Below are 19,916 nucleotides of genomic sequence, written 5' to 3' on the forward strand. Positions count from 1 at the left end.
CCTGTGGATAACCATCTTGGCCGATGGGCTGTTCCGCCCTTAGCGTGGGCGCTCTGCCGACGCGCCGCACCCGCGCGCACGTGCCCCGTGTCAGTGGGGTGCCGTATAGAAGATGGTGACGCGCACGTCCGTCCCGGACGCCCGCGCGGGAACGAAAAGCAGGGCTCGGCACAACGGGAGGCGCGGTATGGGCGAGGTACGCGAGAGGGCCTCCGGAGGCGGTTCCCGGTGACCGACGTGCCCTACGACGACCACGGCGAGCTAGACGTTCTCCCGCCCGACGAGGAGTGGCCTCCGCCTCCCTCGGACGGCCCGGGCGACCGCCTGCCGGTCAGCCGCAACCGCGGTGGGGGTGGCGGTGGGGGTGGTGGCAACCAGGCCGATCGTTCCTCCTACGCCAACGCGGGCGGCGACCGCAAGGACCGCAAGGGCGACACCCGCGGTTACGACGGTGGCGGCGACTCGTCCTACGAGCGCGTCCCGCCGCAGGACCTCGCCGCCGAGCAGTCCGTCCTCGGCGGGATGCTGCTCTCCAAGGACGCCATCGCCGACGTCGTCGAGGTGCTCAAGCCCGCCGACTACTACCGCCCCGCGCACGAGCTGATCCACAGCGCCATCCTCGACCTCTACGCGCGCGGCGAACCGGCCGACCCGATCACCGTCGCCAGCGAACTGGTCAAACGCGGCGAGATCACCCGCGTCGGCGGCCCCTCCTACCTGCACACCCTCGTCAACTCCGTGCCCACGGCAGCCAACGCCGAGTACTACGCGGAGATCGTCCACGAGCGCGCGGTGCTGCGCCGGCTGGTAGAGGCCGGTACCCGGATCGCGCAGATGGGATACGCCGCCGAGGGCGACGTCGACGAGATCGTCAACGCAGCCCAGGCCGAGATCTACGCCGTGACCGAGCAGCGCACCAACGAGGACTACGCGCCGCTGGGCGACATCATGGAGGGCGCCCTCGACGAGATCGAGTCCATCGGCTCCCGCAGCGGCCAGATGTCCGGCGTCCCCACCGGCTTCGCCGACCTCGACTCCCTCACCAACGGCCTCCACCCCGGCCAGATGATCGTCGTCGCGGCCCGACCCGCCATGGGAAAGTCGACATTGGCGCTTGACTTCGCCCGGTCCTGCTCGGTGAAGCACAAGATCCCGAGCGTTTTCTTCTCTCTCGAGATGGGGCGCAACGAGATCGCGATGCGCCTGCTGTCCGCGGAGGCGCGGGTCGCGCTGCACCACATGCGCTCGGGGAACATGACGGACGAGGACTGGACCCGGCTGGCGCGGCGGATGCCGGAGCTCAACGACTCGCCGCTCTACATCGACGACTCCCCGAACCTGTCGATGATGGAGATCCGCGCCAAGTGCCGCCGCCTCAAGCAGCGGAACGACCTGCGCCTGGTCGTCATCGACTACCTCCAGCTGATGACGACGGGCGGCTCACGCCGCCCGGAGAGCCGACAGCAGGAGGTCTCCGAGATGTCCCGAAACCTCAAGCTCCTGGCGAAGGAGCTGGAGCTCCCGGTGATCGCGCTGTCCCAGCTCAACCGTGGCCCTGAACAGCGAACGGACAAGAGACCCATGGTCTCGGACCTCCGCGAAAGTGGATCTATCGAACAAGATGCCGACATGGTCATCCTGTTGCATCGAGAGGACGCCTACGAGAAGGAATCACCCCGGGCCGGCGAGGCCGATCTGATCGTGGCCAAGCACCGTAACGGGCCTACGGCGACGATCACGGTCGCATTCCAGGGTCACTACTCACGCTTCGTCGACATGGCCCAGAGCTGAGGGGCGGCTGTTGCAGGTGTCATGCCGTCATGCGCGGGGCTTCGCGCGGACGTGCATGCGCTCCCCCTGTCTCCCGAAGAGGCTGAGCACCTCGACCGGCCGCCCGTCCGCGCTGCTGAACCAGTGGGGCAGCCGGGTGTCGAACTCTGCGGCCTCGCCCGGGCCGAGAACCAGATCGTGCTCGGCGAGGACGAGCCGCAACCGGCCGTCCAGCACATACAGCCACTCGTAGCCCTCGTGTGTCCGGAGATCCGGCTCGGCACCCCGGTCGGGGATGATCATCTTGTACGCCTGGAGGGGGCCCGGGCTCCGGGTCAGGGGTATGAACGTACCGCCGCTCGTCATGGTGTGCGGTGCCAGCCGTACTCGGGGATCCCCCACTTCGGGCGCGCCGACGAGGTCGTCGAGGGGCACGTGGTACGCACCGGCGAGGGGCAGCAGCAGTTCCAGGCTCGGGCGGCGCTGTCCGGACTCCAGCCGGGAAAGGGTGCTCTTGGAGATGCCGGTCGCCTCGGAGAGCGCGGCCAGGGTCATGCCGCTCTTGGTGCGCAGCCGTCTGAGCCGGGGGGCGACCTCGTCGAGGACGGCTTGGTAGGCCGGTGGTTTGTCCATGCGGGCATTTGACCTCGCTGTCCCGGAATTGGCAACAGAAGTTGCCACGGCCGCCCGGCGGGTACACGCTCCTCGGCATGAGCCCACACAGCGATTCCGGCCACGGACACGGCCACGGCCACGGCCATGCAAACCACAGCACCGACATCGACTGGGAGGTCATGGCCACCCAGCTGGAGAACAGCGGCGAACTGCAACTCCCGGTCCTCCGCCGGACGGTGGCCCGCCTGAGGGAGCTGCTCGGCCCGGACAAGGAGGTCCGGCGCATCCTCGACATCGGCAGCGGGCCGGGCGTGATGACCTGCGTGTTCGCCGAGGCCTTCGCGGACGCCGAGGCGGTCGCGGTGGACGGCACACCGGGGCTGCTGGACCGCACCCTGGCTCGCGCCGAGCGGCTCGGCCTCGGCGGCAGGGTGGCCGTCCGGCACGCGGAGCTGCCCGAGGGTCTGGACGGCGGTGACGAGCACGGGGAAGGCGGCGTCGGCACGGCGGATCTGGTCTGGAGCAGCAGGGCCGTGCACCACCTCGGCGATCAGCAGGGCGCGTTGAACGCGCTCGCCGCTGTGCTGAGGCCCGGCGGGCTGCTCGCCGTGGCGGAGGGCGGCCTGCCGATGCGCTTCCTCCCACGCGACATCGGCATCGGCAGGCCGGGCCTCCAGGCCCGGCTCGACGTGGTCCAGGAGCACTGGTTCGAGATCATGCGAGCCGAGCTGCCCGGCAGCACCACCCTGGTCGAGGACTGGCCCGCGATGCTCAGCCGCGCCGGACTCACCCGCGTGGGCAGCTTCACTTCCCTCCTCGACCTGCAGGCACCTCTGGGCGAGACGGCCCGCGCCTACCTGCACACCCATCTGACCCGGCTGCGGGAGTCGATGAGCGAGTCCCTGGACGTCGAGGACCGCAAGACACTCGACGTGCTGCTCGATCCCGGAGCACCGGAGGGCATCCTGCGGCGGCCCGACGCCTTCCTCCTCTCCGCCACCACGGTCTTCACGGGCGTGCGTTCGGCTCAGTGACCGTGCCGAACAGGGGCGCCGGAGGGCTACGTCGACGGAGTCGGCCGTGGACTCGCTGAGCGGCGCCGCCCGGTTCTCACTGGCGCCGCGGACTCCTGCGTAGCAGATGTGAAGATCTGCTGAGAACCCTGGTCCAGCCAGAAGCGCAGGTGTAGGTATAGATCTGTGTTTGAACAGACCATGCCAAAGTCGTCGACCCCCGCACCCGCGCCCCCGACCCTCTGGCGCCACAGGGCGTTCCTGCTCCTCTGGACCGGGGGCGCCGTCAGCGATCTTGGCTCCGCTGTCTCCACACTGGTCCTGCCGCTCCTCGCGGTGCAGACCCTGAACGCTACAACCTTCCAGGTCGCGATGATCGGGCTGATGCGCCGACTGCCGTTCCTGGTACTGGCGCTCCCGGCCGGCGTGCTGGTGGACCGGATCCGCCGTCGTGGCCTGATGGTCTGGTGCGACCTGGGGCGGATGCTCGCGCTGGGATCGATACCGGTGGTCTCCCTGTTCGGACACGTCGTCCTCTGGCAGCTCTACGCCGCCGTGCTGACCGCCGCCATCCTCAGCGTCTTCTTCGACGTCGCCGACCAGAGCTACCTGCCGAGCTTGCTGACGCGGGAACAACTCGTTGACGGAAACGGCAAGCTGAGGGCAACCGAGACCTTCGCGGACTCGGTCGGCCCCACCGTCGGCGCCGCCCTGAGCGGGGTGATCGGCGCAGCCCGTACGGTTGCCGCTGACTCGGTCTCCTACGCGGTGAGCGCGCTCACCCTGGCCCTCATCCGCGTCCACGAACCCCGGCGCGAGCCCGGACAGGACGCGCCGCGGGTCGGCTTCCGGGAGGCGATGCGGGAGGGGCTGCGCTTTGTTCTGGGTGACGCCGTTCTCCGCAAGATCGCCGCGTGCACGGCCACGGCCAACCTGGCGATCTCCATGGTCGTTTCGATCGAGGTGCTGTTCCTGGTGCGGACGCTCCACGCGACGCCCACCGTGGCCGGCATCGTCCTGGGCCTGGGCACGCTCGGCGGATTCGCGGGCAGCCTGGTCGCCCGCCGCCTGGCGCAGAGGATCGGGACAGCGCGGATCATGTGGGTCGCGCTGCTGCTGCCCGCTCCGCTCACCTTCCTCATGCCGCTCTCCGGATCGGGGTGGGGCGCGCTGGCCTACGCCGCGGGCTGGGCGGCCTTCAACGCGGGCGGCGCCGTCTACAACACCGCACAGGTCTCCTACCGGCAGTCGGTGTGCCCGCCTGAGCTGTTGGGACGGATGAACGCCTCGATCCGCTGGCTCATCTGGAGCACGACTCCGGTGGGCGCGCTGCTGGGCGGTGTCCTCGGCACCGGCCTCGGGCTGCGTACCACCCTGTGGATCGGAGCCGCGGTCATGGCCCTCACCGGCTTCTGGCTCCTGTTCTCGCCATTGCGCGGGATGCGCGACATCCCGCTGCCCGCGCAGGCGGAGGCCGGGACGGCGGCGTAGGGCCCGGCGATACTGTGGGGGCATGTACCAGGAGCGGGCGGCGCTGGTGGTGCCGGGAGCGGTGCTGTGGGCTCGGGAACGGACGCGAGCCGCCGAGGTGGTCCGGGTGCTCCCGGACGGCTGCATGGACCTGATCTGGACCGAGGGCGGGCTGCTGGTGGCCGGCCCCGACACAGCGGCGCAGCTGGTGCGGGGCCGGGCGGGCGACCGTCACGTCGGGCTCCGGTTCGCACCCGGGACGGCGACGGACGTACTCGGCGTTCCGGCGCACGAGCTCCGGGACCGCAGGGTGCCGCTGGGAGAGCTGTGGCCGGAACGGACTGCGCGGCTGCTCGCGGAGCGGGTCGGCGAGGCCGTGGAGAGCGGCGGCCGTGGCCGGGGCGCGGCGCTTGAAGCGGTCGCCGTCGCACGGCTGCGCGAGGCCCCGCCGCCACCGGACCGCGTGCGGGAGGCGGTAGTGGGCGGTCTGCGGCGCGGTTGCCGGATCGCGGACCTGGCAGGGGAGGTGGGGCTGAGCGAGCGTCAGTTGCGGCGGCGCTGCCTGGACGCCTTCGGGTACGGGCCGAAGACCCTGGCGCGGGTGCTGCGCCTGGAGCGGGCGTTGGCGGCGGCGCGGGGCGGCCTGCCGTTCGCGCTGGTCGCGGCGCTGGCGGGGTATGCCGACCAGGCGCACCTCGCTCGGGAGGTGCGGGCTCTGGCCGGCGTACCGCTGGGGGAGCTGCTGCTGGAGTCGCCGGGGGCGTCGGGTGCGGTGCCGGGCGGGCAGCCGGGTGCGGTGCCGGGCGCGCAGCCGGCTCAGGCGGGCAGCGGCGCGAAGAGGTCGACGGCGTTGCCGTCGGGGTCGTGGACGATGGCGTAGCGCATGCCCCAGAAGGCGTCCCAGGGCTCCTTGTGGCCCGGGTAGCCCGCCTGGACCAGGTCGGCGTACACCTTGTCGACCTCGGCGGGGTCGCCGCAGTCGAACGCGAGCGCGGTGCGGTGGCCGCCCTGCGGCGGCGTCCAGCCGGGATCGAAGGAGCGGATCACGTCGACGGTGTCCCAGGCGAGGCGGAAGCCGCCGGGGAGGGTGGTATCGACGTGGGGTTCGCCGTCGGCCTCGGCGGGGAGGTCGATCCCGAGGCGACGGTAGAAGGCGAGCGAGGCGGCCATGTCGGCGACGACCAGGCCGAGCAGATCGAGTCGAGGAGTCATGCCGCCACGCTAGGCGCTGGTCGAGCCGCCGGTCTTGAACGAATCGGACGCTTACCGGACCGGGACGCTTGCGGGCCCGTGACGCCTGCGGGCCCGGGACGCCTACGGCTCCGGGATGTCGTCGGGGCCCGGCGGACCGGGCCGGATCCGGGCCCCGACGACATCCCGTCAGGCGCGGGCGTACTGCTTGGTTCGGGCCCATTCCACGTCGAGGGCGGTCGCGGCGTGCCGGGGCCAGTACGGGTCGCGGAGGAGCTGGCGGCCGAGGAGGACGGCGTCGGCCTGGCCGGCGGCGAGGATCTCGTCGGCCTGGTGCGGCTCGGTGATGAGGCCGACGGCGCCGACCGGGAGGCCGGTCTGGTCGCGGACGGCGGTCGCGAAGGGGACCTGGTAGCCAGGGGCGACCGGGATGGCGGCGTCGGGGATGTTGCCGCCGCTGGAGACGTCGAGCAGGTCGACGCCGTGGGCCTGGAGTTCCTTGGCCAGGCGGACCGTGTCCTCGCCGGTCCAGCCGACCCGCTCGTCCGCCGTGTCCCCGGCCAGCCAGTCGGTGGCCGAGGTGCGGAAGAAGACGGGCAGGTCGTCCGGCCAGACGGAGCGGATCGCGTCGACGACCTCGAGGGCGAAGCGCATCCGGTTCTCCAGCGAGCCACCGTAGGCGTCGGTGCGGGTGTTGGACTGCGGGGAGAGGAACTCGTGGATGAGATAGCCGTGCGCACCGTGGACCTCGACGACCTTGAAGCCGGCGGAGAGGGCGCGGCGGGCCGCGTCGGCGAACTGCTGGACGACGGTGGCTATCTGGTCGGTGGTCAGCTCGGCGGGGATCGGGTTGCCGGCGAAGGGGACGGCGCTGGGTGCGAGGGTCTGCCAGCCGCCCCGCTCCTGCGGGACGGCGGAGCCGCCGTCCGTCCAGGGGGAGTTGGTGGACGCCTTGCGTCCGGCGTGGGCCAGCTGGATGCCGGGGACGGTGCCGACGGACTCCAGGAAGGCGGTGATCCGGCGGAACGTCTGCTGCTGGCGGTCGTTCCACAGGCCCAGATCGAGGGCGCTGATCCGGCCCTCGGGACTTACCGCGGTGGCCTCGACCAGGATCAGACCGGCGCCGCCGACCGCGCGGGAGGCGAGGTGCTGGAAGTGCCAGTCCTGCGGAGCGCCGGTGTCGGGCCCCGCCGAGTCCGCAGAGTACTGGCACATCGGCGCCATCCAGACGCGGTTGGGGATGGTCAGCCCGCGCAGGGTCAGTGCCTCGAACAGCTTGCTCATCGGGAGTCCTCGTCGGAAGTCGGGCCTACTGTGCCGCGCACCACGGTAGGCAGCGTGAGAAATAATTGCAAGTGCATGCGTCTGCGGGGGCTGGAGCCGGTGTGACGTCCGGTCACCCGTTCGCGCGGAGGGGGGCGCGGGGCCGGGCGGGGGCGCGGATGCTGGGGTGGTGGTCACCAGCGGGGTGGTCATCAGCGGGGTGCTCGCGGGCAGTGGCAGCGGACGGGCAGTGGCAGCGGAGGAGCGGGGCGATGGCCGAGAGCGAGGGCAGGCGCGAGAGCCGGCGCAGGGGGCGGCGCGAGGACAAGGAGCGGGCGCAGGCCGAGAAGCGCGCGCAGGAGCCGGCGGCGGAGCCGGGCGGTCCTGAGCAGGTCTCGGCACAGTCGGCCGAGCAGGCTCGGGCAGCGGGTGGCGCCGCGGCGGTCGAGGTGGATGTCTTCACCGGCCCCGAGGCGGCGTTCTTCGCGACCTCCGCCCTGGTCTACGGCCCCACCGAGGCCCTCCTGGTCGACACCCAGCTGACCCGCAGCGCCGGGCGCGAGCTGGCCGAGTGGGTCGCGGGCAAGGCGCGGAGGCTGACCGCGGTACTGATCACCCACCCGCACCCCGACCACTACTTCGGTACCGAGGAGATCCTGCGCCTGTTCCCCGGCACACCCGTGTACGCCGTCCCCGAGGTGATCGACGGGATCGTCGAGACGGGCCTGGCCAAGGTCGCCCAGTGGCAGCCCGTCTTCGGCGACGACGTGACCTCGTTCCCGATCGTGCCGGGCCCGCTGCCCGGCCGGCGGTTGCGGGTGGACGGCGCCGAGTTGGACGTGCTGGCGCTCGGCCAGGGCGACTGCGCCGCCAGCAGCGTCGTGAACGTCACCGGCGCGGACACGGTGATCGCCGGTGACCTGGTCTACAACGGCACCCACCTGTGGACCGCCGAGACCACACCCGGGCAGCGCGCCGACTGGCTGGCGAACCTGGAGGTGCTGCGCGGCCTCGGAGCGACCCGGGTGATCGCCGGGCACCGGGCGCCGGGGCACGACGACGAGGCGCAGCGGGTGCTCGACTTCACGGCCGGCTACCTGCGGGAGTTCGACGCCCGGCTTGCGGAGCATCCGCACGACGCGGCGGCGCTGGTGCAGGCCGTGAACGAGACATACGCCGAGTTGACGCTGCCCATGATGCTCGAGCTGGGAGCGGCCGAGAACTGCCGAGTGCGCGGATGAGACCGGTCGGTCCGAGCTGGCGTTGACGTCAGGGTCAACGTCTACCGTCGTGGTGTGGGACCGGCGGAAGGGGTTCGGGATGCGGATCGGTGAGTTGGCGCAGCGCGCGGGGACGACCACGCGCACGTTGCGGTACTACGAGTCCCGTGGCCTGCTGCCGGCCCGGCGTGCGGGGAACGGCTACCGCTCGTACGGCGAGGAGGATCTGCGGCTGCTGCGGCAGATCAGGCTGCTCCAGGATTTCGGCTTCGAACTGGAGGAGACCCGGCCGTTCGTCGACTGCCTGCGGGCCGGACATCCCTCGGGGGACTCGTGCCCGGCCTCGCTGGCGGTGTACCGGCGCAAGCTCGCCGAGATCGACGAGTGCCTGGAGCGGCTGCAGGCCGTGCGCGAGCAGGTGAGCGGACAGTTGCTGCGGGCTCAGGTCGAGGCGACGGCCGGGAATCCCGGTGAGCCGCTGTGCGAACTGAAGCCGGAATCCGCGGACTGACGTTCCTGAACGACGACGACAATGACGACAGAGGGTAAGGGGAGCGGGAGATGGTGCAGGTCGAGGGTGTTCTGACGGTGACGGACGAGACGTTCGCGTCCGAAGTTCTGGGTTCCGACATTCCGGTTCTGGTCGATTTCACGGCGGATTGGTGCGCGCCGTGCCGGATGATCGCGCCGGTGCTGGCGGAGGTGGCCGGGGAGCAGCAGGGTCGGTTGAAGGTGGCGACGTTGGACGTGGACACCAACCCGGCGACCCAGGCCGCGTACGGAGTGCTCTCCATGCCCACGTTGATGGTCTTTCAGGCGGGTGAGCCGGTGAAGTCGCTGGTGGGGGCCCGTCCCAAGCGTCGGCTGCTGCAGGAGCTCGCCGACCTGGTCTGAGGGCGGCGAGGGAGGGCGCGGGCGCGCGACGGGTGCCGGAGCGAGGCCTGAGCCGCGGCATGGCAACGCCGAGGGGCGTGCGGGGCGTGAGTGCGCGGCGGACGGTAGCGCGTTTGTGTCTCGCGCGCCCCATTCTTCTCACTATTTATGGGATGAGCTGTTTGCTCATGCCACGCTGCGGTTGGCAGGAGGTCTGCCCGCCGCCGCCGCACGAATCGTCGCTGTCGGACTGCGCTGATACGACGGGAGAAGAAACCGAAAGGTGTCGATCGGAAGCGCTCTCAATCGAAACGGCCTGTCGCGTATCAGGCAGTCGAAACAATCCCTGCCGCCGTCCGGACAGCCCGGAAAGCGCCGCGCCGGAAAAGGCGCGCCGCCGGACGAGCCCCCGGAGGCGGTCGAAGCCCCGGTGCCTGAGGTGGTCGCCGCACCCGAGCAGCCCCCGCCGGCGGAACCGGAGCCCGCGCCCCAGTCGGAGGCGGTAACACGTGTGGAGGCCGCGCCCCTCCGCCCCGCCTTCGCCCCCATGATCACCGACGCGCCGGGCCTGAACTGGGCCGGCCCCGGCGACGCCTGGAGCAGGGCCTGGGCGGTCCAGCAGCCGCAGGCGTCCACGACGCCGATGCAGCCGGTCGCAGTGCCACCGATGCCCACGACCCCGCCATCGGCCCGGCCGCCCACGGCCCCGCCGCCGGTCCTGCTGCCCAACACGGCGGTGGCGGTGCTGCCACTGTCCGCGCGCGCGGCCTCCGCCGCGTCGGCCTCGCCCGCCGTGCCGCCCGCCGCCGCGAGCTCCGGCGCGGGTGCAGGCCCGAGCGCAGCTCCGAGCTCCGCCGCGAGCGCAGGCCCGACCGCCGAGGACATCGCCCTGGTGCGCCGCAGCCTCAGCGTCCTGGAGCCGGTAGCCGACCGGGCGACCGCGCACTTCTACGCCGTCCTCTTCCTCCGCCACCCCGAACTGCGGGCGCTGTTCCCCGCCGCCATGGACCTGCAGCGCGACCGGCTGTTCCGGGCGCTGCTGGCGGCCGGGCAGGCTGCCGACAAGCCGGCGGTCCTGACCGAGTACCTGGACCGGCTGGCCCGTGGGCACCGCAAGTACGGGGTGCGCGACGAGCACTACGCCCCGGTGGGAGAAGCGTTGCTGGCAGCGCTGGAACGTTACTGCGGACGTTACTGGGACCAGCCCACCGAGCTCGCCTGGCGCCGCATCTACCGGGCGATCTCCCAGGTGATGATCGGCTCCGCGGTCCAGGACTCCCGCACCGCGCCGCCCTGGTGGCAGGCCGAGGTCCTCTCCGTCGACCACTGGGCCGCCGACATCGCCGTGGTCAACCTGCGCACCGACCAGCCGTACCCCTATCGGGCCGGGCAGTACACGACCCTGGAGGTACCGCTGTGGCCCCGGGTCTGGCGCCACTACTCGCTGGCCTGCGCGCCGCGTCCGGACGGACTGATCACGCTCCAGGTCAAGGCCGTACCCGCGGGCTGGGTCAGCAACGCTCTGGTGAACCGAACCCAGCCGGGGGACGTCCTCCGACTGGGGCCGCCCGCCGGGACGATGGTTGTGGACCACGACAGCGACGCGCCGCTGCTGTGCGTCGGCGGTGGCACCGGAATCGCGCCGATGGTGGCCCTCGTCGAGGAGATCGCCGCCCATGGGCGCCCCCGCACGGTCGAGGTCTTCTACGGGACGCGCCGGGCGGCGGACCTCTACGCCCGGGAGCAGCTACTCGAACTGACGCGCCGTCATCCATGGCTGTCGGTTCGGACCGTGGTGTCCGAGGGAGCGCCGGTCGAGGTGGGCCTGTCCGGTTCGCTGCCCTCTGTGGTGGGCCGATTCGGACCCTGGGAGGAGTACGAGGCGTTCGTCAGCGGGCCGGCCGCGATGATCCGGCGCGCCTCGGCCACGCTGCTCGGTGCGGGCGTGCCGGGCGAGCGTATCCACCACGACCTGCCGGACCAGCTCTAGCGGGACCGCGGGACGGCAGCACAGCGGGACGGCGGGAGGCTGGACTCGGGAGGTGGGGGTCAGGCGGTGGGGGTCAGGCGCAGCCCAGGTCGTCGGCGAGCAGCGCGCCGATCCCTTCGATGTTCGCCGCGAGATACGCGCGCAGCGCCGGCGGCACCACGTTCACCGAGGTCACGCCCTCGCGGGTGAAGGGCAGCCGGACGATCTCGTACTCGCCGTTGGGTTCGTCCATCTCCGGGCCGTGGCGCAGCGAAGCGTCCATGGACTCCAGCCGGCAGACGAAGAAGTGCTGCACCTTGACGCCGTGCGGATGTGCCAGGGTGCCGTCGTCGTGGTGGCTGTAGGGGACGGTGTCCACGAAGGCGGGGACGACGTCCGCGGCCTTGCCGCCGAGCTCCTCGGAGAGTTCCCGGTGCAGGGCGTCGACCACGGTGGGGTCGGTGGGCTCCATGCAGCCGCCGGGAGTGATCCAGTACGGCGGTCGCCCCGGCTTGGTCCGCTTGATCAGCACGAGCTCACGACCGCGCGGCCCGTCGTCGAGGAGGATGGCGCGGGCGGTGCGTTTGACCACGGGGCGCGTCACTGGGGGTGTCACCGATGCCACCCGGGATGTTGGCTGCGGGTTCCGACGGTCCCCAGGACCCATGGATGCCTCCGTGCTGTGCCACGTGCCGAGAGTGCTGCCGGGCAGTCTTCCGAGCGATCCGGCGAGCGAGCTGTTCCCAGCAGTGTGCCGCGCGGAACCGGGTGTGAAACCAGTTGCCTTCCGCGGCGACGGGCCCTCCCGCAGCACGGGCCTGCCAAGGGCCGTGCTACGGAAGGGCGGGCGGCTGAAGCTGCGGGCGCGGGAGTCAGTCCTCGTCCTGGAAAACCAGGTGCAGCGCCCAGGCGACGATGCTGACGATCAGCGAGCCCAGCAGCGCCGGGACGAAGCCGTTCACATGGAAGTCCAGGTTGAGCTTGCCCGAGGCCCAGGACGTGAGCCAGAGCATCAGGGCGTTGATCACGAAGGTGATCAGCCCGAGCGTCAGGAGGAACAACGGCAGCGAGAACAGCTTGACGATCGGCTTGATGGCGAAGTTCACCACGCCGAAGATCAGGGCCACCAGGACCACGGTCAGTGTCTGGTGCTGCCAGTCTGCCGAAGTGAGGCTTATGCCTTGGACAATCGATGCGGCGACCCAGATGGCCGCCGCGTTGATCAGGGTCTTGACCACGAAGCGCAACATGCTGTGATCGTCGCAGGCGTCCGGGGTGCGGCGAAAGTCCTCCCGACGCTCTCCGCGGAGCTGGTACCGACTCGGGACAGATCATCCACGGATCATCCACAGACGCGGGACTGGTTGAATACGGGGCAACCGACCGCAGGGAGGGTGGGATCCGATGCAGGTATTCCGGATGGACGACCTGGACGCCGAGCGTGCCGCCAACAAGGGCGCGTACCTGCGCTTTCTCAACGAGCGCACGATGTCCGTGGGTCTGTACGCACTGGATCAGGGCGCGTCGGACCCGCAGAACCCGCACAAGCAGGACGAGGTCTACGTCGTGGTCAGCGGGCGGGCGTACCTCACCGTGGGCGACGAGACCACGACCGTCGGTCGGGGCAGCGTCGTCTACGTGCCGGCGGGCATGCCGCACCGCTTCCACCACATCAGCGAGGACCTCCGCGTGCTCGTCGTCTTCTCGCCGCCGGAGAGCTGACTGTTGACCACCTTCAGCGCGCAGCTCTGGGCGTCCGGAGACGAGGTCTACCAGGCGATCCTGGAGCACCCGTTCCTGCAGGGCCTCACCGACGGCACCCTCCCCCGCGCCGCCTTCCGCCACTTCGTCGTCCAGGACTCGCACTACCTCCGGGACTACGCCCGCGCGCTCGCGCTCTGCGCCGCCAAGGCGCCCACCGAGGAGGACGTGCGCGCCTTCGCCGACGACGCCGTGGGCGCGCTGGCGGCGGAGCAGGGAATGCACGCCGAGTTCATGCGCGACCTGGCCGACCCGGCGCCGGGGGCCCTCGACGCCGCCGCCGACGTCGCTGCCGAGGTCGACGCCGAGGTCGACGCCGACGTTCTGCCGACCACCCGCGCGTACACCAGCTACCTGCTCGCCACCGTCTACGGCGGCTCCTTCGCCGAGGGGCTCGCTGCCGTGCTCCCCTGCTACTGGATCTACGCCCGGGTCGGCGAGGAACTGCTCGCCAAGTCGTCCCCGGATCCGCTCTACGCCCGCTGGATCGCGACCTACGGTGACGAGGCGTTCCAGTCCGTCGTCCGCCGCGTCCTCGCCCTCACCGACCGCATCGGCGACGAGCTCTCCCCTGCCGAGCGGCAGCGCGCCGTCCAGCACTTCGCCACCACCTCCCGCTACGAGTGGATGTTCTGGGACGCCGCCTGGCGGGCCGAAACCTGGCCGGTCTGAGGGACATCCCCGAGGCACGCCTCCGGGGAGATCCCGGCCCCGCTGATCGGGGTCTTATCCGGGACTTCTCAGGGGCACCAACTGTCCATCGCCGCCCTGCGCGGCCGTACGATCGAGACACAGGAACGAACAGGCGGGCCCGGTGGCCCCGAGGCCCCGGGACACCCCGTGGGGGAGGACGGACAACATGAGCGAGATCTGGAAGACGCTTCCCGGGTGGCTCCGCAACATCGTGGTCCCCGTCATTCTGCTGATCGTCGCGCTGTCGCTGGCATCGGCGATCGTGGGCGCGGTGTTCGGCGTCATCGGCTGGATCATCGGCTGGATCATCCGGGCGCTGTTCGTGGTCGCGCTGGGCGCGGTCGTGGTGATCCTGGTCAAGAAGGCATCACGCTGACAGGCAGCACCGGCAGGCGGTTCTGAGAGACCGCGCAGCGCAGCGGGCCCCGTACCGAGACCGGTACGGGGCCCGCTGCGCTGGACGACGCCAGGGTCAGCCGGTACGTCCCTCGGGCCCGTCCGACTGGACCGGGATCTGCTCCGACTTCGGCGTGCTGCCGTTCAGCGAAGGAGCTGCCGGCGACTGCTCCTTCATCTGACCGAGCAGCTGGCGGGCCAGACCAAGACCCGTACCGCCCATGGTCAACGCCTTGGCGAACATCTCACCCATGCCCTCAGCCCCGTTGAGCAGCACCATGTGCTCCACGTTGCCGAACGCCGACGCGCCGGCCCGGACGATCTCCGGCCAGTTCTCGGCCAACTGCTGTGCGACCACGGCCTCCTGGTTCTCGGCCAGGGCCGCGGCGCGCGCCTTGATCGCCTCGGCCTCGGCCAGACCCAGCGCCTTCGCCGCCTCGGCCTGCGCCAGGCCCTGGGCCTGGACCGCCGCTGCCTGTGCCAGGCCGCGTGCCTTGGCGGCGGCAGCCTCGGCCTCACCGGAGGCCCGGGTCGCGTCGGCCTGCGCCAGCGCGTGCGCCTTGGTCGCCTCGGCGTCGGCCAGCGCCGCCGTCTTCACCCGAGTCGCCTCGGCGGCGGCCCTCAACTCGGTCTCCTGCGCCTGCGCCTGCGCGGCGGAGATCCGCGCGTCACGCTCCGCCTCGGCGACGGTACGGGTCTGGTAGGCGGCGGCGTCGGCGGGCTTGCGCACGTCGATCTGCAGCTGCTGCTCGCGGCGCTGGGCCTCAAGCTCGGCCACGCGCGTCTCCTGGACCACGACCTCCTGCCGGGCCGCAGCCTCGGCGAGCGGCCCTGCCTGCTGCGACTGCGCCGTGGCCTTCTCCATCTCGGCGCGGTAACCAGCCTGCAGGATCTCGCTGTTGCGGGTGGACTCGGCCTTGCGGGCGTTGGCCTCCTGCTCTGCCTGGGTCGCCGCCCGGTCGGCCTCGGCCTGCGCGATACGGGCGTCCCGCTGGACGGCCGCGGCGTGCGGTGCGGCGAGGTTCTTGATGTAACCGGTCGGGTCGAGGATCTCCTGGATCTGCAGTGAGTCGATGATCAGACCCAGCTTCTCCATCTCGGACCCGGAGGCCGCGCGGGTCTCGCCGGTGAGGCGCTCCCGGTCGCGGATCATGTTCTCGACGGTCAGACCGCCGACGATGGACCGCAGATGACCGGCGAACACGTTGTGCACCCGGCTCCCCATCATCTTCTGCTGGTCCAGGAAGCGGCGGGCGGCATTGGCGATCGACGCCTGGTCGTCGCCGACCTTGAAGATCACCACTCCCTTGACCCGCACCGGGATGCCCTGGCTGGTCACGCACTCGACGTCCAGGTCGGCCTCGTTGAGGTCGAGCGAGAGCCTGCGGACGACCTGCAGCCCCGGGGTGACGAGGGTGCCGCGCCCGGTGACGATCCGGAAGCCCATCCCGTCGTCGACACCCGCGGTCTTGTGCTTGGAGCCGGAGATGACCAGGGCCTCGTTGGGCTCGGCCACCCGCCACATCATCTTGAACAACACAACCAGGACAACCAGGGCGACGACGACCGCCCCTGCCACTACGCCGACAAACATCGGCACATTCCCCCTTCTGCGTCACCGTGCCCGTGGCTGCGCGATTGTGCAGGGTTGCGCGGGCTGATACGGCGACCGAACGGAAGTGTGCACCCGTCTGTCGGAGGAGGGAAAGGCGGGGTGGTTCTCTTTACGAGAAGTTGGTGCCCGGAAGGTATTCGGTGCGCGACAGGGCGCGACCAGGTCCTCAGGAGTAGACCTGCGCCACATACACGGTCCGGGGCGGGTGGTACTCCTGGACGACCACGACCGCGCCGGTCGGTATCCGCTCCCCCGCCACGGCGGGGTAGGCGAGGAACGCCTCCGAACCACCCCGGATCGCGATGACCACCTCGCCCACCAGGCCCGGCCCGACCGTCCCGGTGACCCGCCCCTGCCTGCCGACCATCGCTGCCCCCGCGCTTCCTCGTGTCTCCCCGCTGCCCCCACGCGTCTAGCCAACTCGGACCTTACCCGCGTGCAACCTGTTCGACCTCGCGGAGGTGAGTACGGACGGGGAGTGCTTCTCCCGGGAAGCCTGACGAAGCGTCTGCGAAGGAAAGAGGGTTGGGTCGATGTTCGCTCGTGCGGCATCACGAAGGTCCGTGCTGAGGCCGCTGTCGGTCGCGGTGGTGACGGCGGCGGCGCTGACCGTCCCGGTCGCCGCGTACGCCGCGCTGGACAGCGGAGGGTCCGTCCGGCCGGCGCGGACCACAGCGGCCGTGGCGGCCGTGGTGGCGGCGCGGCCGACGGCTGCCGTCGCGAGTCCGCGCGCCGCCGTCCCGAGCCGGCGTTCCGCACCGCCGGTGCTGGTGGTGAAGCCGGGGCAGCGGGTGAACCTCGGCCACGGCCTGTGGACCGAACTCACCGCGACCGGAGTCTGCGACGGTGACCAGCACGGTCCCTACGGCGCCTGCAAGAGCGTGACGGACGGCAACCAGGCCCCCGACTCGGTCAGCCTGCAGACCTACGGGGACCGCACCGGGACGCTCTACCGCCCGCTGTACATCGGCAGCGGAAAGCCGGTCCGGATGACCGTCAAGGCCGGCCGGCGGACGTACGAACTGCGCGTCGTGACGCTCGCCGGCAGGCCCGGATACGCGATCGGCTACGGCTGGGGCGCGCCCGACCCCGCCAAGCCCGGGAAGCCTCCGTTCGGCGATGTCGTCGTGACGGTGTACGGCGCGTCCGGTACGGTCCTTGCCCGGCTCTGACGCGCCGTCCTTGGTCCGCCCCGAGGTCCAGCGGCGCTCGGGGCGGGCAGCGGAGGGCGCGGTGGCCGAAACCGACTGGGACGAACTGGACTTCGAGGCCTTCGCCTCGCTGCGTTGGCAGCGCCTGGTGCGCACCGCCTACCTGCTGACCGGGGACCACCACGAGGCCGAGGACCTGGTGCAGGCGACCCTGGCGAAGGTGTTCCCCGGATGGTCCAGAATCAGGCGGTTGGACTCGCCCGACGGCTACGTCCACCGCGCCCTGGTCAACAACAACCTCAGCCGGTACCGGCGGCGCCGGGTGCTGCACCTGCTGACGCCGCTGCTCCCGGAACGCGCCCAGCAGTCGGAGGACGGCCAGGTCGAGCAGCGCTCGCTGCTGCTGCAAGCGCTCGCGGCACTGCCCCCGCGGCAACGCGCGGTGGTGGTGCTCCGCTACTGGGAGGACCTGAGCGAGCAGCAGGTCGCCGACGTGCTGGGCTGCTCGCCCGGCAACGTCAAGAGCCAGGCCAGCAGGGGCCTGCAGAAGCTCCGTGCCCACCCGGCGCTGGCGGCCTACGCCGTACCGGTCGACGTCGAACGAGGGGAGGACCGATGAGCGACGAGGAGATGCTGCGACGCGCACTGCAGGACGAGGCCACCGGCCTCGAACCGTCGCCGTGGTCCGCCCGGGCGGGAGAGGTACGGGGACGGGTCCGGCGGCGGCGTCGGCGGATCCGGCGGGCGGTGGGGCTGGGGCTCGTGCTGCCGGCGGCCCTGGCGGCCGCCGTCGTGGGAGTGCTGCTGTGGGGGAGCGGCGGGGGCGGACCGGTCACCCGGGTCGCGCCGATGACGGCCCCGACGGTGACGGCGACTCGGACGCAGCACAGCGCAAAGCCTACGGCGTCGCTCGCGGCCTCGCCGACGGGCGCCTGGCCGTCCGTGCGGGTGGTGCAGTCCGGCCGGACGGTCGATTTTGGCCACGGGATGTGGATGACGCTGACGGCCGGTCAGCGTTGCGCAGGCCTGGGGCAGCCGGGTGGTTCCACCTGCAAGAGCGTGACGGACGGCAACCAGGGGCCCGGTACGGTGAGTCAGCAGATCATGGGCGACCAGTCGGGCACGATGTACACGCCGCTGTACATCGGCTCGGGTCAGGTGGCGCGGATGACGGTCGAGGTCGGCGGCACCACCTACCGTGCGACGGTGGTGACCCTCCCGGGACGGCCCGGCTATGCGACGGGTTACGTGTGGGGGCCGCCGATCTCGGGAGGGCTGGCCGGGATCAGCCCGAAGATCACGGTCTACGACGCGCAGGGGCAGGTGCTGGCAGTCTCCTGACGCCGAACCGGCTCGGGAGACCGGTGGCTGAGGAGACTGGTGGTTCGGGAGACCTACGGCTCGGGCGGTCTGCGGCTCGGTCTGTCGGGCGTGGAGCGCGTCAGCGCCGGTGGCGGTGCCGGGCCCGACCGTCGGCCGCCTCGCTGCTCACGCGCGGGCGGGGAAGTGTCCTCTCCGGCCGCCGCCCGTCGCGGGACGCGACGAGCGCGGCAAGGCCCGTCGTCAGCGGCACCGAGGCGATCAGACCGATGCTGCCGACCAGCGTACGGACGATCTCCTCGGCGACGATCTCGCTGGTGGCGACCGTCCAGACACCCCGGTTGGCGATCGAGAACAGCAGCATCAGCGGCAGGGCCGCGCCCGCGTAGGCCATCACCAGGGTGTTGACGGTCGAGGCGATGTGGTCGCGGCCGATCCGGATGCCCGCCCGGTACAGCGCCCGCGCACCCATGGACGGGTCGGCGGCGCGGAGTTCCCAGACCGAGGACGCCTGGGTGACGGTGACGTCGTTGAGCACGCCCAGCGAGCCGATGATCACCCCGGCGAGCAGCAGCCCAGGCAGCTTGATCCCGGCATACAGGGAGTGGACCAGCGCCGTCTCGTCGGAGGTGTTCCCGGTGAGGTGGGTGAGACCGATGAACTCCTTCCCCAGGAAGCCGATCAGCGCCAGCGAGGTCAGCGTTCCGATCACCGCCACCGAGGTGCGGGCCGACAGCCCGTGGCAGAGGTACAGCGCGATCAGCATGATCGCGCCGCCGCCGACCACGGCCACCGTCAGCGGGTCCTCGCCCTTGAGGATCGCGGGCAGCACGAACAGCGACAGCACGGCGAAGCTGATCGTCAGCGCGACCAGCGCGGCGAGGCCGCGGAGCCGGCCGACCAGGACCACAGCGAGGGCGAAGACCCCCGCGAGCACGGCCAACGGCAGGGTGCGGTCGGCGTCGCCGATCGAGTACTGGAGCGAGGCCGGCGCCGTCGGCGAGTAGTCCAGGACGACCTTCTCGCCCGCGCTGTAGACGGCGGTCTGGTCCGGGGTCAGCGTCTGCTGGACCGACTTCCCGCTGTCCTTGCCACTGGTGACCAGCACTGTCACCAGCGTGCAGGCGCCCTGGCCTGCCTGGCCGCTCGGAGCTGCCTGGGCGGCCGGGTCGCTGGTGGCTCCCCCACCGCAGACCACCGTCTTCGTCCCGGTCACCGTCCCGCTCACGGTCGGCTGGTCGAAGCCGATGCCGGTCGAGGCGTGCGCGGGCAGCCTGCCCGGCCAGAGCAGCACCATTCCGGCCACCACCGCCACGGCGAACGGCACCAGTACCGCGGCGATGATCCAGCGCAGCCGCCGGGACGCCGGAGTCGCTGGTCCATGGTCGTGGCTGTGCCCGTGGCCATGGTGGAGCGAGTCGTGGCCGAGCTCGTCATGCCGGGTGCTGGTTCCAGCCACGGGAGGGGGTCCTTCCGGTACGCGCGGAGTGAACCGTACCCGACGACCCCGGCATCCGCCGAGGACCCACGGAGATCCCGGCCGCCGGACGTCCACTGGTCAACCCGTGCCCGCGCTCGCTACGGTGTCGGCATCTC

General features: G+C 71.4%; 22 protein-coding genes. 14 read left to right on the forward strand and 8 right to left on the reverse strand.

Annotated features, from left to right (window positions below):
• Window positions 1-324: 324 nt before the first annotated feature.
• Window positions 325-1,791: a replicative DNA helicase gene (dnaB, locus tag ABIA33_RS17595; RefSeq protein WP_370082929.1), complete on the forward strand. Its 1,467-nt coding sequence runs from the start codon at window positions 325-327 to the stop codon at window positions 1,789-1,791.
• Between the two features lie 27 nt (window positions 1,792-1,818).
• On the opposite strand, the gene ABIA33_RS17600 is transcribed toward dnaB, so the two are convergent.
• Window positions 1,819-2,403, reverse strand: a complete 585-nt coding sequence (locus tag ABIA33_RS17600; RefSeq protein WP_370082541.1) for a helix-turn-helix domain-containing protein — start codon at window positions 2,401-2,403, stop codon at window positions 1,819-1,821.
• A gap of 77 nt (window positions 2,404-2,480) precedes the next feature.
• On the opposite strand from ABIA33_RS17600, the gene ABIA33_RS17605 reads away from it, so the two are divergent.
• From ABIA33_RS17605 to ABIA33_RS17615, 3 genes are all read left to right on the forward strand, one after another.
• On the forward strand, window positions 2,481-3,419 hold the full coding sequence (locus ABIA33_RS17605; protein WP_370082543.1) for a trans-aconitate 2-methyltransferase: 939 nt from the start codon (window positions 2,481-2,483) through the stop codon (window positions 3,417-3,419).
• A 180-nt stretch (window positions 3,420-3,599) separates the two neighbouring features.
• Window positions 3,600-4,889, forward strand: coding sequence for an MFS transporter (locus tag ABIA33_RS17610; RefSeq protein ID WP_370082545.1), 1,290 nt, complete (start codon window positions 3,600-3,602; stop codon window positions 4,887-4,889).
• A gap of 22 nt (window positions 4,890-4,911) precedes the next feature.
• Window positions 4,912-5,748: a helix-turn-helix domain-containing protein gene (locus tag ABIA33_RS17615; RefSeq protein ID WP_370082547.1), complete on the forward strand. Its 837-nt coding sequence runs from the start codon at window positions 4,912-4,914 to the stop codon at window positions 5,746-5,748.
• On the opposite strand, the gene ABIA33_RS17620 is transcribed toward ABIA33_RS17615, so the two are convergent.
• Entirely contained in the window at window positions 5,685-6,080 is a 396-nt protein-coding gene (locus ABIA33_RS17620) for a VOC family protein (protein ID WP_370082549.1), read from the reverse strand. The genes ABIA33_RS17615 and ABIA33_RS17620 overlap by 64 nt on opposite strands.
• Window positions 6,081-6,248: 168 nt before the next feature.
• A complete protein-coding gene (locus tag ABIA33_RS17625; protein ID WP_370082551.1) occupies window positions 6,249-7,343 on the reverse strand; it encodes an NADH:flavin oxidoreductase/NADH oxidase in 1,095 nt (364 codons plus the stop codon).
• Between the two features lie 251 nt (window positions 7,344-7,594).
• Between ABIA33_RS17625 and ABIA33_RS17630 the strand changes: the two genes are divergently transcribed.
• The 4 genes from ABIA33_RS17630 (at window position 7,595) to ABIA33_RS17645 (ending at window position 11,405) form a co-directional block, all read left to right on the forward strand.
• Window positions 7,595-8,563, forward strand: a complete 969-nt coding sequence (locus ABIA33_RS17630) for an MBL fold metallo-hydrolase (protein WP_370082553.1) — start codon at window positions 7,595-7,597, stop codon at window positions 8,561-8,563.
• 79 nt (window positions 8,564-8,642) lie between these two features.
• Window positions 8,643-9,053 (forward strand): MerR family transcriptional regulator, encoded by a 411-nt coding sequence (locus ABIA33_RS17635; RefSeq protein ID WP_370082555.1) that lies wholly within the window; start codon window positions 8,643-8,645, stop codon window positions 9,051-9,053.
• Window positions 9,054-9,103: 50 nt separating this feature from the next.
• Window positions 9,104-9,436 (forward strand): thioredoxin, encoded by a 333-nt coding sequence (gene trxA / locus ABIA33_RS17640; protein WP_370082557.1) that lies wholly within the window; start codon window positions 9,104-9,106, stop codon window positions 9,434-9,436.
• A 490-nt stretch (window positions 9,437-9,926) separates the two neighbouring features.
• Window positions 9,927-11,405, forward strand: a complete 1,479-nt coding sequence (locus ABIA33_RS17645) for a globin domain-containing protein (protein ID WP_370082559.1) — start codon at window positions 9,927-9,929, stop codon at window positions 11,403-11,405.
• A gap of 73 nt (window positions 11,406-11,478) precedes the next feature.
• Here the strand turns inward: ABIA33_RS17645 and ABIA33_RS17650 are convergent, their stop codons facing one another.
• On the reverse strand, window positions 11,479-12,000 hold the full coding sequence (locus ABIA33_RS17650; RefSeq protein ID WP_370082561.1) for an NUDIX domain-containing protein: 522 nt from the start codon (window positions 11,998-12,000) through the stop codon (window positions 11,479-11,481).
• Between the two features lie 256 nt (window positions 12,001-12,256).
• On the reverse strand, window positions 12,257-12,634 hold the full coding sequence (locus tag ABIA33_RS17655; protein WP_370082563.1) for a phage holin family protein: 378 nt from the start codon (window positions 12,632-12,634) through the stop codon (window positions 12,257-12,259).
• Window positions 12,635-12,788: 154 nt separating this feature from the next.
• Between ABIA33_RS17655 and ABIA33_RS17660 the strand changes: the two genes are divergently transcribed.
• From ABIA33_RS17660 to ABIA33_RS17670, 3 genes are all read left to right on the forward strand, one after another.
• On the forward strand, window positions 12,789-13,106 hold the full coding sequence (locus ABIA33_RS17660; protein WP_370082565.1) for a cupin domain-containing protein: 318 nt from the start codon (window positions 12,789-12,791) through the stop codon (window positions 13,104-13,106).
• Window positions 13,107-13,109: 3 nt separating this feature from the next.
• Window positions 13,110-13,817 carry a thiaminase II gene (tenA, locus tag ABIA33_RS17665; RefSeq protein ID WP_370082567.1) on the forward strand — a complete coding sequence of 236 codons (708 nt, stop codon included), beginning with the start codon at window positions 13,110-13,112 and terminating at the stop codon, window positions 13,815-13,817.
• 187 nt (window positions 13,818-14,004) lie between these two features.
• On the forward strand, window positions 14,005-14,214 hold the full coding sequence (locus ABIA33_RS17670) for a hypothetical protein (protein ID WP_370082569.1): 210 nt from the start codon (window positions 14,005-14,007) through the stop codon (window positions 14,212-14,214).
• Window positions 14,215-14,310: 96 nt separating this feature from the next.
• Here the strand turns inward: ABIA33_RS17670 and ABIA33_RS17675 are convergent, their stop codons facing one another.
• Together ABIA33_RS17675 and ABIA33_RS17680 are read right to left on the reverse strand one after the other, a co-directional pair.
• Window positions 14,311-15,828 (reverse strand): SPFH domain-containing protein, encoded by a 1,518-nt coding sequence (locus tag ABIA33_RS17675; RefSeq protein WP_370082931.1) that lies wholly within the window; start codon window positions 15,826-15,828, stop codon window positions 14,311-14,313.
• 187 nt (window positions 15,829-16,015) lie between these two features.
• Window positions 16,016-16,216, reverse strand: coding sequence for a hypothetical protein (locus tag ABIA33_RS17680; RefSeq protein ID WP_370082571.1), 201 nt, complete (start codon window positions 16,214-16,216; stop codon window positions 16,016-16,018).
• Between the two features lie 196 nt (window positions 16,217-16,412).
• Between ABIA33_RS17680 and ABIA33_RS17685 the strand changes: the two genes are divergently transcribed.
• The 3 genes from ABIA33_RS17685 (at window position 16,413) to ABIA33_RS17695 (ending at window position 18,341) form a co-directional block, all read left to right on the forward strand.
• Window positions 16,413-17,021, forward strand: a complete 609-nt coding sequence (locus tag ABIA33_RS17685) for a hypothetical protein (RefSeq protein WP_370082573.1) — start codon at window positions 16,413-16,415, stop codon at window positions 17,019-17,021.
• A gap of 61 nt (window positions 17,022-17,082) precedes the next feature.
• A complete protein-coding gene (locus tag ABIA33_RS17690) occupies window positions 17,083-17,619 on the forward strand; it encodes a SigE family RNA polymerase sigma factor (RefSeq protein WP_370082575.1) in 537 nt (178 codons plus the stop codon).
• Window positions 17,616-18,341, forward strand: a complete 726-nt coding sequence (locus tag ABIA33_RS17695) for a hypothetical protein (protein ID WP_370082577.1) — start codon at window positions 17,616-17,618, stop codon at window positions 18,339-18,341. Before ABIA33_RS17690 ends, ABIA33_RS17695 begins: the two co-directional genes overlap by 4 nt.
• Before the next feature lie 100 nt (window positions 18,342-18,441).
• Here the strand turns inward: ABIA33_RS17695 and ABIA33_RS17700 are convergent, their stop codons facing one another.
• On the reverse strand, window positions 18,442-19,779 hold the full coding sequence (locus tag ABIA33_RS17700) for a YibE/F family protein (protein WP_370082579.1): 1,338 nt from the start codon (window positions 19,777-19,779) through the stop codon (window positions 18,442-18,444).
• Window positions 19,780-19,916 lie beyond the last annotated feature (137 nt).

The organism is Streptacidiphilus sp. MAP12-16 (assembly GCF_041262165.1).
In the GTDB taxonomy this organism is placed as follows: domain Bacteria; phylum Actinomycetota; class Actinomycetes; order Streptomycetales; family Streptomycetaceae; genus Streptacidiphilus.

Coding starts and splice junctions, on each gene's coding strand:
- trxA (WP_370082557.1), top strand. CDS start 9,104: ATGGTGCAGGTCGAGGGTGTTCTGACGGTGACGGACGAGACGTTCGCG.
- ABIA33_RS17695 (WP_370082577.1), top strand. CDS start 17,616: ATGAGCGACGAGGAGATGCTGCGACGCGCACTGCAGGACGAGGCCACC.
- ABIA33_RS17625 (WP_370082551.1), bottom strand. CDS start 7,343: ATGAGCAAGCTGTTCGAGGCACTGACCCTGCGCGGGCTGACCATCCCC.
- ABIA33_RS17630 (WP_370082553.1), top strand. CDS start 7,595: ATGGCCGAGAGCGAGGGCAGGCGCGAGAGCCGGCGCAGGGGGCGGCGC.
- ABIA33_RS17655 (WP_370082563.1), bottom strand. CDS start 12,634: ATGTTGCGCTTCGTGGTCAAGACCCTGATCAACGCGGCGGCCATCTGG.
- ABIA33_RS17635 (WP_370082555.1), top strand. CDS start 8,643: ATGCGGATCGGTGAGTTGGCGCAGCGCGCGGGGACGACCACGCGCACG.
- ABIA33_RS17610 (WP_370082545.1), top strand. CDS start 3,600: ATGCCAAAGTCGTCGACCCCCGCACCCGCGCCCCCGACCCTCTGGCGC.
- ABIA33_RS17670 (WP_370082569.1), top strand. CDS start 14,005: ATGAGCGAGATCTGGAAGACGCTTCCCGGGTGGCTCCGCAACATCGTG.
- ABIA33_RS17680 (WP_370082571.1), bottom strand. CDS start 16,216: ATGGTCGGCAGGCAGGGGCGGGTCACCGGGACGGTCGGGCCGGGCCTG.
- ABIA33_RS17600 (WP_370082541.1), bottom strand. CDS start 2,403: ATGGACAAACCACCGGCCTACCAAGCCGTCCTCGACGAGGTCGCCCCC.
- ABIA33_RS17605 (WP_370082543.1), top strand. CDS start 2,481: ATGAGCCCACACAGCGATTCCGGCCACGGACACGGCCACGGCCACGGC.
- ABIA33_RS17620 (WP_370082549.1), bottom strand. CDS start 6,080: ATGACTCCTCGACTCGATCTGCTCGGCCTGGTCGTCGCCGACATGGCC.
- ABIA33_RS17615 (WP_370082547.1), top strand. CDS start 4,912: ATGTACCAGGAGCGGGCGGCGCTGGTGGTGCCGGGAGCGGTGCTGTGG.
- ABIA33_RS17660 (WP_370082565.1), top strand. CDS start 12,789: ATGCAGGTATTCCGGATGGACGACCTGGACGCCGAGCGTGCCGCCAAC.
- ABIA33_RS17675 (WP_370082931.1), bottom strand. CDS start 15,828: ATGTTTGTCGGCGTAGTGGCAGGGGCGGTCGTCGTCGCCCTGGTTGTC.